The organism is Kitasatospora sp. NPDC057936, from assembly GCF_042887525.1.
Taxonomy (GTDB): domain Bacteria; phylum Actinomycetota; class Actinomycetes; order Streptomycetales; family Streptomycetaceae; genus Kitasatospora.
In genome coordinates, this window is record NZ_JBHVPD010000076.1 from 34759 (window position 1) to 44923 (window position 10165).

Below are 10165 nucleotides of genomic sequence, written 5' to 3' on the forward strand. Positions count from 1 at the left end.
GCGCGGCCGCACCGGCCGTCGCAGCCGACGCCCCGTCAATCCACCCCGCCAGGAGCGCAGATGCGCCGTTCCTCCCGGGTGCGCTCGCGTGCCCTCCGCCTGTTCCCCTGTGCCGCCGCGCTCGTCGCGGCGGCCGGCCTCGGCCAGCTCGGGGCCCCCGCCCGGCACGCCGTCCCGGTGGCCGCCGCCGCCCCCGCCGCCGTGTGCGACGGTACGGACGCCGCCGCCCGCCGACCCGCCACGGGCGAGAGCGGGCAGGACCCGAACTCCGTCACCCCCGCCCGGGCCCGGGCCATGGACGACGACCTCCGCTCGCGCCTCTCCGGACACGTCAACGCGCACGCCTTCGGCGACACCGCGACGACGATCCCGGTCTACGTCCACGTGATCCACTCCGGCGACGCCGGCCGCCTCTCCGACGCCACCGTCGCCGCCCAGATCGACCACCTCAACGCCACCTACGGCGGCCAGGGCGACGGCAACACCCCGTCCGGCTTCCAGTTCGCGCTCGCCGGCACCGACTACACCGACAAGGCCGGCTGGTACACGGGCATGACGCCCGGCTCCCGCGCCGAGCGCGACATGAAGAAGCAACTGCGCAAGGGCGGCGCCGGCACCCTCAACCTCTACACCGCCAACCTCGGCCAGTCCCTGCTCGGCTGGGCGACCTTCCCCGACGCCTACCGCTCCGACCCGGCCGACGACGGCGTCGTCGTGCTCGACGCCTCCCTGCCCGGCGGCTCCGCCACCGACTACAACGAGGGCAACACCGCCACCCACGAGACCGGCCACTGGCTCGGCCTCTTCCACACCTTCCAGGGCGGCTGCCTGCCCCCCGGCGACTACGTCGACGACACCCCGCCCGAGCGCAGCCCCGGCTACGGCTGCCCCGAGGGGCGGCACACCTGCTCCACGACGGTCCTCGACCCGATCCACAACTTCATGGACTACAGCTACGACTCCTGCATGACCCAGTTCACCCCGGGCCAGGTCCAGCGGATGGCCAACTCGTGGACCGCGTACCGGAGATGACCAACGGATCGACTCACCCGAAAGGAGCAGTGCCATGACCACCATGCCCCGGACCGTCGTCGGCGTGGACGGATCGCCCGCCTCCGAGCAGGCCCTGCAGTGGGCCCTCGACTACGCGCGGGCCGTCGGCGGCAGCGTCCACGCGATCACCGCCTGGGAGTACCCCGCGTTCTACGGCTGGGGCGGCGCGGGAGCGCCCGACGGGTTCAACCCCGAGGACCTCGCCGGGCGGACCCTCGCCGAGTCCGTCGCCAAGGTGGCCGGGGACGCCCCCGGCGTCCCGGTCAACCAGAGCGTCATGCCGGGCAACGCCGCCGGCGCACTGCTCCAGGCGGCCCACGGCGCCGCGCTCCTCGTCGTCGGCAGCCGCGGCCTCGGCGGCTTCTCGGGCGTGCTGCTCGGCTCCGTCAGCCGGCACCTCACCGAGCACGCGCCCTGTCCGATCGTGGTCGTCCGGGAGGGACAGGTGGCCTTCCCCGGCGAGTGACGTCACTGCCGCGGCACCAGCCGCACCGGGCCGCCGCGCGGGGCAGGATGGAGTCATGCCAGAAGGTGACTCCGTCTACCGCGCGGCGGCCCGGCTGCGCGACACGCTCGCCGGCGTGCAGCTCACCGCCGCCGACCTGCGCGTCCCCGCCCACGCCACCGCCGCGCTCGCCGGCCGCTGGGTCCTGGAGGTCGCCCCGCGCGGCAAGCACCTCCTCACCCGCCTCGAAGGCGGCCTCACCCTCCACACCCACCTGCGCATGGACGGCCGCTGGGAGACCTACCGCCCCGGCGAGCGCTGGGCCGGCGGCCCCGCCTGGCAGATCCGCGCCGTCCTCGCCACCGAACGCGGCACCGCCGTCGGCTACCGGCTGCCCGTCGTCGAACTGCTGCGCACCGCCGACGAGGAACGCGCCGTCGGCCACCTCGGCCCCGACCTCCTCGGCGCCGACTGGGACCCGGTCGAGGCCCTCCGCCGCCTGCTCGCCCACCCCGCCCGCCCGCTCGCCGAGGCCCTCCTCGACCAGCGCAACCTCGCCGGCATCGGCAACGTCTACGCCAACGAACTCAGCTACCTCGCCGGCGTCACCCCCTGGACCCCGGTCGGCGAACTGCGCGACCCCGGCCGGCTCGTCGGGCGGGCCCGCGAACTCCTCGACGCCAACAAGCTGCGCCCCGGCCACGTCACCACCGGCGACACCCGGCGCGGCCACCAGCACTGGGTCTACGGCCGGGCGGGCCGCCCCTGCCCCCGCTGCGGCACCCTCGTCCTGACCGCCCGCCAGGGCACTCCGCCGCAGGACCGGGTGGCGTACTGGTGCCCGTACTGCCAGCGCGGGCCCGCGCCGGAGGTCCGCGGCGCCGGGCCGCGCACGGCGGGGCGGCGCTGAGGCCACCCCCCCCGGGGGGGGGCTCAGTCGCGTTCGACCAGGGCCGGGTGGCGCGGGTCGTCGACGCGGACGACGACGTCGGCGGCCTCGGACGGCACGGTCTCGGCCTCGTAGCGGGCGAAGGCGGGCAGCGTCCACCGTTCGTCCTCGCGCGTGCGGCGGGCGAGCGCGGCCGGGGTGAGGGCGAGGTGGACGGTCAGCTCCAGCGGCAGCCAGCGGCCGAGCAGCAGCGCGCCGTCGAGCAACAGCACGCCGCCGGGCGGCAGTTGGCTGTACGGGGCACGGGTGGCGCGGTCCGTCACCGGATCCCACAGGGACGGCAGGACGCGGCCGGTGCCGCCCGGCTCCAGCGGGTCGAGCACCTCGCGCGCCAGCGCGCCGTCGTCGAGCCAGAGGTCGTGGAAGGCGTCCGCGTCCCGCTTGCCGTACTCCAGGCGGATCGACGCCGGGCGCAGGAAGCCGTCCGCCGCCACCCGCAGGGCGGGGCGGCCGCGCAGCCGCAGCGGCTCGACCAGGGTGTCGGCGAGGTCCCCGGGGCGGGCGGCGGGCGCGCCGTCGACGGCGACCCGCAGCCACCGCTGCCCGGCGCCGGGCAGCGCGGAGATCCGCTCGGCGAGGTGCTCGGCGAGCAGGTCGGGGGAGATCGGGCGGACCCGCACCGGGGCCTCCTAGACCGTGGCCAGCGGGAGGGCGTGCAGGACGTCGTCGTGGCCCGCGTACAGACAGTTGCCGTCGGCGGCGAGTGACCAGACGTCCTTGCCGGGGCCGGAGTCCCGGAAGGTCCAGAGCAGGCGGCCCGTCGCGGCGTCGACCGCGCACACGCCGCCGCCGGCCGGGCCGGGGACGTAGAGGACGTCGTTGACCAGCATCGGATGACTGCGGGCATCCAGCAGGAACGGCAGCCGGAGCGACCAGAGCGCGTCCGGGCCGGCCTCGGTGTGCGCGGTGACCACGCCGTTGTCGCGCGGGAGGAAGACCGCGGCGCCCGCGGTCAGCGGGGGCATCGCCCGCCAGTTCTCGCCCCGGGCGGGCGGCAGCGTCCAGAGTTCGGCGCCGGTGGCGAGGTCGAGGGCGCGCAGGCCGCCGGTGCCGTCGGGGACGTGGACGGCGCGCTGTCCGATCGCGCACCAGCGGAGGTTCTCGTTGCCCGGAGCCGTCCAGCGCTGCCGTCCGGTCGCGGCGTCCCGGACGACCAGCTCGGTGCGGCCCTCGCGGGTGCGGACGGAGGCGATGGTGCCGGTGGGGCCGGTAGGGCCGGCCGAGGGGGCGAGCAGCCGCTCGCCGAGGTCGGCGGGGGAGGACCACAGCAGCGTGCTGTCCGTGATGCGCACCGCGAACGCCTTCTGCGCCGGGACCTTGTCGTTCCGGGTGGGCAGGGCGTAGGCCGTCCCGTAGAGGGCCGTGCCGTCGCAGCCGGCGAGGACGACGTCGTCGGTGACGGCCTCCGGCAGGGCGACGGTGAGGTCGGCGGCGGGGTCGGCGAGGTGGCGGCCGTCGATGTGGCCCTGGGAGGTGGTGAACACGCGGTCGCCGCTGATCACCACGCGGGCGGCGGTCGCATCGTCGCCGAACTGCCGCTCCGGGGGCGCGAGGCGCAGCAGCCGGGTCGGCGAGCCGGTCGCCGGGTCGAGCAGCTGGAGGCCGGCGCTGGTGACGTACAGCGGCCGGTTCGGCCGGGTGGTGAGCCGCTCGGGCGTCATGGCCTCGGGCCCGCGGTACGTCCACACCGGCGTCGGCCCCGAGACGGCGACCGGGGCCGGCGGTGCCGGTCGCGGGGCCGGCCGCTCCTCCCGGGAGCGGCCGAACGCCCACGCGGCCCCGCCGGCGGCCAGCACCCCGGCCCCGACCAGCAGCCCGCGCCGGCTCATCCGCGGCCCGTCGCCGCCCCCGCCGACGACGTCCCCGAGCGCCCCGCCCGCGTCGCCGCCGTCCTCCCCGTCCCACTGCCACGCCGCCCCCGGAACCTCGCGCTCGGACGACGACGACCGCATCCTGGCCACCCATTCCCCCTGGGGCAGCCATCGCGCTGCCGATCACCGGGAGGATATCGAACAGCCCTCGAACCGTCCGGTTCCGAGGGGCCGGAAGCCTAGGCTGTGGCGCATGAGGGAAGCGGGCCCGCGGGTCACCAGCGAGCAGTACGACTCCTGGTGCGCGGCCAAGTGCGCGGGCATCGAGATCGTCGACGGCACGGTCCTCGTTCGCCCCGTCGCTTCCAAGCGGCACAACCGCCTGGCCCGGCTGCTGGCGAACGCGCTGGACGCGGCCGGGGGGAGCGAGTGGAACGCCGACACGGACTTCGACGTCCGCCTCCAGGACGTGCCGCTCAACAACCGCCGCCCGGACGTCGTGGTCTACCGCGCGGAGACGATCGACGAGTCGCCGACCAGACCGGCGGACGTGCTGCTGCTCGCCGAGGTCGTGTCGCCGGGCTCGGAGACCACCGACCGGGTGGTCAAGCTGGACCAGTACGCCACGGCCGGCATCCCGTTCTACTGGCGGATCGAGCAGGCCGTGGGCGTCGTCCCGATCGTCCACACGTACGTCCTCGACCCGGCGAGCCGGTGCTACCGGGCGGGTGAGGTCTTCACCGGCCTGGTCAAGGCGACGGCGCCGTACCCGGTGGAGATCGACCTGTCCTCGCTGTGACCTGCGCTGTGATCCGCGGGGGTCAGAGGCCGCAGAGGCGTTGGAAGCCGGGGTGGGTGCGGAGGAGATCGGGGTAGGGGCCGGTGGCGGTGGTGGTGCCGTTGGAGAGCATGACGACGGTGTCGGCCGACTCGATCGTGGACATGCGGTGGGCGATGACGAGGAGGGCGCACTCCTTGCGGAGGTCGTGCAGGTTGACGGTCAGGGCGGCCTCGTTGGCGGGGTCGAGGTGGGCGGTGGGCTCGTCCAGGAGGAGGAGGGCGGGGCGGGCCAGGACGGCTCGGGCGATGGCGATGCGCTGGCGTTCGCCGCTGGAGAGACGGGCGCCGTGTTCGCCGGCTTCGGTGTCGAGTCCGGCGGGCAGGGCGCGCACCTTGGCGGCGAGGTTGACGAGGTGGAGGACCTCCCACAGCCTGTCGTCGGTGGCGTCCGGGGCGGCGTAGCAGAGGTTGTCGCGCAGGGTGCCGTGCAGGACCGGGCAGTCCTGTTCGACCCAGCCGATCCGTGAGCGCCACTCGTGGAGGCCGAGTTCGTCCGCCGGGTGGCCGTCGAGGCGGATGCCGCCGCTCCACGGGTCGTAGAAGCGGTTGATCAGCGCGAAGGTGGTGGACTTGCCGGCTCCGGACGGGCCGACCAGGGCGACGAGCGCGTTCCGGGGGACGGTGAGGGAGAGCCCCTGGAGGACGGGTGCGTCGGGGTCGTAGCCGAAGCGCAGGTCGCTGATCTCCAACGATGGCGCGGTGGTCGGCTGTTGGGAGACGGAGTGCGAGCCGGTGGCGTCCTCGGTGGGGAGCTCGTAGACCTCCTGGACGCGTTCGGCGGAGCCCCTGGCGCGGTGCACCGAGGCCACGCCCTCCATCAGTTCCGTGACGGGCCCGGTGAGCTGGGTCGCGTACAGCAGCATGGCCACGAGGGCGCCGAGCGAGAGGGCCCCTTGGTCGACGCGGGCCGCACCGAGCAGCAGGACCAGGACGAAGGCGGCGTTGATGGCCAGTTGGGCGGTGGGGGCGATGACGGCCGTGAGCCGGGCGCCGCGCACCGCCGCGTGGTAGGCCTCGTGCGCGAGGGTGCCGAGGCGGTCGATCTCCCGTCGTTCGGCGCGGTTGGCCCGGACGGTCCGCAGGGCGGACAGGGCCCGCTCCAGCCCGGCCGAGATCGCGCCGACGGCGGTCTGCACCTGCGTCGAGGAGCGGCCGATCTCCGCCGACAGCCGGTTGATCACCAGGCCGCACGCGAGCAGCACGCCGAGGATGAGCAGCATCAGCACCGGGTCCAGCACGAACATCGCCGCGACGCTGCCCAGCGCGACGCACAGGTTGGTGGCGATCTGCACGGAGACGTGCGTCAGCGCCTCGCGCAGGACGACCACGTCGGTCGAGGCGCGCGCCATGAGGTCGCCGACGCGCAGGCGGTCGAAGGCCGCCATGCGGACCCGCAGCAGGTGCGAGACCAGTCCGGTCCGCATGCCGAGGACGAACCGCTCGCCGGTGCGTTCCAGGAGGAAGGTCGCGACGGCGCCGATGAGTGCCTGGGCGAGCAGCAGCACGACGAGGACGGTGACGGGCAGCAGGAGCGGCCGGTGCGCGGTGAGCGCGTCGACCACGCCCTTGGCCGCCAGGGGCTGCCCGACGCCCACGGCGGCGGCGGTCAGGGTGAGGAGCAGGGCGGCGCCGAGGGCGCGGCGCTGGCCCCGGGTCAGGGTCCACAGCTGGCGAAGCATCGTGTGTGCGGCTCCATTCGAGGTGGCGGCCCGAGGGGGTCAGGCGGCCTCCACCAGCCCGGAGGAGCGGAGCCGTTCGGTCATCGCGGTGAGGTCCTGCCGCGCCTCGGCCGGTGCGATGCCGAAGTGGGCCACGAACTCGTCGGCGACCTGGTCCACGGTGTGGCCGTTCAGCAGGCGTTGCAGGGCGTACGCGCCGGTCTGGTTGAGCTGCCAGTAGTGCCCGGTGCGCTCGTTCAGCAGCACGGCGCCGTCGTGCGTGTCGGTGGACACGGTGTGGGTGGTCAGGCGGAGCGTCATGGGTCCCTCCGGACGGGGGTGCGCGGGGTGGTCACGCAGTGCGTGCGGGCTGCGAGGGCGGCGAAGGCTGGGAGGGCCGCGACCGCTGTTTGGGGGCGACGGTGACCAGCGGCCGGAAGTAGCCGTCGGGGTAGGGCTCGTCGATGACCCGGCCCTCCGCCTCGACCCAGGCGTGGGCGGCGAACGGCGTGGTGCGCACGCCGGCCTGCCAGGTGGGCCAGGCGCCGCCGAACCGGCAGAGCACGGCCGTGGCGATCGACCGTTGCAGGCAGTTGTGGACGGCGCAGCGCAGGCTGACGGCGACGACCGCGGCGCGGGCCGCGGACGCCTGGGCGGCGGTGCCGGGACGGGCGCCGGTGCTCAGCGCCGTGAGGACCGGGCGCAGGTACCGGGGCTGCAGTCCGGCCAGCGGGCGGGCGACGGCGACGGCGGCGAGCGGGAGCAGCCGCCGGTGCAGGGGCAGCCGGGTGCGGGGCTGGAGTGCGCAGGGCGGACTGGTCACGGGGTTTCCTCACGTTCGGTGGCACGGAGGCCGGCGAGGGCCGGCTTGACGGCGGGGCGGGACTCGATCTCCCGCAGCCACAGTTCGGCGCCGATCGTCGCCTCCAGTTGGGCGGACCAGACGTCGGCGGTGCGCGGCGGCGTGACGAGCGTGGTGCGCAGCCGGTCGACGTCGACCAGGCCGCGGCGCGCCAGGTGCGAGTCCGCGAACAGGTCGAGCAGGTCGGGGACGTGGTCCTGCAGGGCGCGGTCGACGGGCTCCTCGCAGTCGCCCTTGGTCGTCCGGTCGAGGATCAGGTCGGGCACGAGCCCCTGCATCGCGGTGGCCAGCACCGGCTTGAACCGCCAGGGGCTGTAGCGCTCGTGGGGGACGATCGACAGCACGGCCTCGACCACCCGGTCGTCCAGGTAGGGCAGTTCCAGTGCGAGCCCTTCGGCGGCGTATTCGCGGTGGATCAGCCGGAGCACGGGACCGGCGCTGCGCAGGGCGGTGAGGGCTTCGTGCTGGCCCCGGTCCTGCGCGAGCGGGGAGGCCTGGTCCGCCACGCGGCGGAAGACGGCCTGGGTGGCCCGCACCGCGTCGCCGGTCGCCCACGGGGTGGCCGGGATCCGCTCGCCCCAGCCGAGGGACGGGGTCCGGGGGAGCGGCGAGGTGCGGGCGAGGTCGTCGGCGCTCTGCCGCCACCACCCGCCGAGGTCTCCGCCGCGCACCAGCCCGGCGAGGCTGGGCAGCAACGGCCAGCGGTTCAGGGCCTGGTGGGCGCGCAGCTGCCGCCAGGCCGTCACCGGGTGCCGGCGGGCGAGCGTGTGCAGGTAGGCGGCGCCTCCGGTGAACAGCTCGTCCGCGCCGTGGCCGGCCAGGTGCCGGGTGGCGCCGTGGTCGACCAGGTGCCGGATGCCGTAGCGGATCGCGTTCATCCCCCGGCTGGTGGCCCGCGGGGCCTCCGTGTCGGTCGCCCAGTAGGGAGGGGAGAACACCGGCGGGGCGTCGGTGTCCGGGACGGTCAGGTGCTCGGCGCGGGTGAGCAGCTCTGCGGCCCGGCCGGCGTACAGGGGGTCGTCGTTGATCGCGCTGCCGCCGGTCCAGCAGAAGGTGAGGAGTTCGGGCGCGTGCTCGGCGGCGAGGAAGCACAGGGAGGTGGAGTCCATGCCGCCCGACAGGTCGGCGGAGAGCCTGCCCCGGCCGGGCAGCCGCAGGGCCACGGCTTCGCGCAGCTTGTCGCGCACCACGGTGGCGCCCCGGGCGAGCGGGAGGTCCGGCTCCGGCGGCTGCCACCAGCGCACCGGCTGGGCCGGGCCCTCGCCGGGGATGACGAGGCAGCAGTCCGGGGCCACCTGCTCCACGCCGCGCCACCAACTGCGCTCGCTCAGCGGGGAGAAGAGCATGCCGTACGTCACGGTCGTCGCGAGCAGGTCCTCGTCCGGTTCCGCGCCGGTGAGTTCGGCCAGCACGTCGGCCCGGTCGCAGGCGACCGGCACGCCGTCGAGGCCGGCGGTGAACACGCTGCGGGTCCCGGTGACGGTGCCCTGGAACCGCACGCGCCCGTGGACGGAGGCCACCACGTGGGTGTTGCCGGGCAGGGCGCGGGCCAGCGCGTCGAGGTCCGGCAGGTCGCGTACGGACGGGAGCAGCGCCTGGAGCCGGTCCGGTGCGACCGGGCTCGGCCCGAACACGGCCACGCTGACGGGGCCCGCGGTCGCCACCACCAGGTCCTCCGGGGCCCAGGAGCCGGCGAGCCACGGCCGGCCGGAGGCGTGGGCCACCAGTCGAGGTGCTTCGCCGCCGATCTGACGGTACGCCCGGGCACCGCCCGGGGAATCCGGAAAGACCACGAGGTGGTCGTTGAGCGACTGCACCTGCCTCACCCCCAGGTATCGCGGCGGAAACACGCCCCGCCGGTGCTTCGCCTGAGAACGGTGCACCAGTCGGAATTGCCGCACAACCGGGCCGAGTCGACCTCCCCTTCGTTTGCGCCATTTCCATGACAACGATCCTGGGGTAGTTCCGGCGTGATGATGTGAAGAAAAGGGGAGTATCACGCTTCACTCGGGCCCCTCCGGTCATATCGACTGCCTGTCATGCACAGGACTCAAGCCGAGTGGATCGGCCGGGATTTTGTTTACAGTTCACCTTTTCGAACCCGGGATCGATTCGTGGTCGACTCGCAATGGCCGGAGACGGATCATCCGTGTGGACACCATGGCGCGGCGGCGGCCCAATGGAGCGAGGCCGTTCCAGGCCTCGTTCTCGACGCATTGGAGAGCACCGTGACCAAGAACCAGCAGCTGCCCCGGCGTTACACCCCGCCCATGGCCGCCAAGGTCGGCGACTTCGGCAAGGACACGGACGGCACCATCTACACCAAGAAGGACGCGACGACGCTCGGCTTCAAGAAGCCGCGTTGATGCCGCTCCTGACCGACTGACCGACTGATCGGCACTCGGCCGGCCCCGTCGGCCACCGGCGCCCGGACCGCTCGCGCGGTCCGGGCGGCCGGGGGTGGACGGGGGGTGGGGGGCGGGGGGGTGTGTGGTTTAACGGGGGGGGGGGGGGGCCCGGTGGTGGTAAGGGGGCACCGGGCTGGGG

Annotated in this window: 11 protein-coding genes; 5 read left to right on the top strand and 6 right to left on the bottom strand. The window is 74.8% G+C overall.

Annotated features, from left to right (window positions below):
• Window positions 1-60 precede the first annotated feature (60 nt).
• Genes ACFVU9_RS32080 through ACFVU9_RS32090 form a run of 3 tightly spaced genes read left to right on the top strand, consistent with a single transcriptional unit; the run spans window position 61 to window position 2408 of the window.
• The gene (locus ACFVU9_RS32080) at window positions 61-1032 is read left to right on the top strand and encodes a zinc metalloprotease (protein WP_387599445.1); all 972 of its coding nucleotides are present in this window, start codon (window positions 61-63) and stop codon (window positions 1030-1032) included.
• Window positions 1033-1066: 34 nt separating this feature from the next.
• On the top strand, window positions 1067-1519 hold the full coding sequence (locus ACFVU9_RS32085; RefSeq protein WP_380442499.1) for a universal stress protein: 453 nt from the start codon (window positions 1067-1069) through the stop codon (window positions 1517-1519).
• A 55-nt stretch (window positions 1520-1574) separates the two neighbouring features.
• Entirely contained in the window at window positions 1575-2408 is an 834-nt protein-coding gene (locus ACFVU9_RS32090; RefSeq protein WP_387599448.1) for a DNA-formamidopyrimidine glycosylase family protein, read from the top strand.
• 23 nt (window positions 2409-2431) lie between these two features.
• Here the strand turns inward: ACFVU9_RS32090 and ACFVU9_RS32095 are convergent, their stop codons facing one another.
• Window positions 2432-3067 (bottom strand): uridine kinase, encoded by a 636-nt coding sequence (locus ACFVU9_RS32095; protein WP_387599451.1) that lies wholly within the window; start codon window positions 3065-3067, stop codon window positions 2432-2434.
• A 9-nt stretch (window positions 3068-3076) separates the two neighbouring features.
• Window positions 3077-4399 (bottom strand): PQQ-binding-like beta-propeller repeat protein, encoded by a 1323-nt coding sequence (locus ACFVU9_RS32100; RefSeq protein ID WP_387599480.1) that lies wholly within the window; start codon window positions 4397-4399, stop codon window positions 3077-3079.
• 112 nt (window positions 4400-4511) lie between these two features.
• On the opposite strand from ACFVU9_RS32100, the gene ACFVU9_RS32105 reads away from it, so the two are divergent.
• Window positions 4512-5057, top strand: a complete 546-nt coding sequence (locus ACFVU9_RS32105) for a Uma2 family endonuclease (protein WP_387599453.1) — start codon at window positions 4512-4514, stop codon at window positions 5055-5057.
• Window positions 5058-5079: 22 nt separating this feature from the next.
• Here the strand turns inward: ACFVU9_RS32105 and ACFVU9_RS32110 are convergent, their stop codons facing one another.
• From ACFVU9_RS32110 to ACFVU9_RS32125, 4 genes are read right to left on the bottom strand one after another with little or no spacing between them, the layout of a single operon-like run.
• Window positions 5080-6777, bottom strand: coding sequence for an ABC transporter ATP-binding protein (locus tag ACFVU9_RS32110; RefSeq protein ID WP_387599456.1), 1698 nt, complete (start codon window positions 6775-6777; stop codon window positions 5080-5082).
• A 39-nt stretch (window positions 6778-6816) separates the two neighbouring features.
• The gene (locus ACFVU9_RS32115; protein ID WP_380442487.1) at window positions 6817-7077 is read right to left on the bottom strand and encodes a lasso peptide biosynthesis PqqD family chaperone; all 261 of its coding nucleotides are present in this window, start codon (window positions 7075-7077) and stop codon (window positions 6817-6819) included.
• 31 nt (window positions 7078-7108) lie between these two features.
• Window positions 7109-7579: a lasso peptide biosynthesis B2 protein gene (locus ACFVU9_RS32120; protein WP_387599459.1), complete on the bottom strand. Its 471-nt coding sequence runs from the start codon at window positions 7577-7579 to the stop codon at window positions 7109-7111.
• Window positions 7576-9435, bottom strand: a complete 1860-nt coding sequence (locus ACFVU9_RS32125; RefSeq protein WP_387599462.1) for an asparagine synthase-related protein — start codon at window positions 9433-9435, stop codon at window positions 7576-7578. Before ACFVU9_RS32125 ends, ACFVU9_RS32120 begins: the two co-directional genes overlap by 4 nt.
• A 411-nt stretch (window positions 9436-9846) precedes the next feature.
• On the opposite strand from ACFVU9_RS32125, the gene ACFVU9_RS32130 reads away from it, so the two are divergent.
• Complete coding sequence (locus ACFVU9_RS32130; protein WP_380507678.1) at window positions 9847-9984, top strand: hypothetical protein; 138 nt, start codon at window positions 9847-9849, stop codon at window positions 9982-9984.
• Window positions 9985-10165 lie beyond the last annotated feature (181 nt).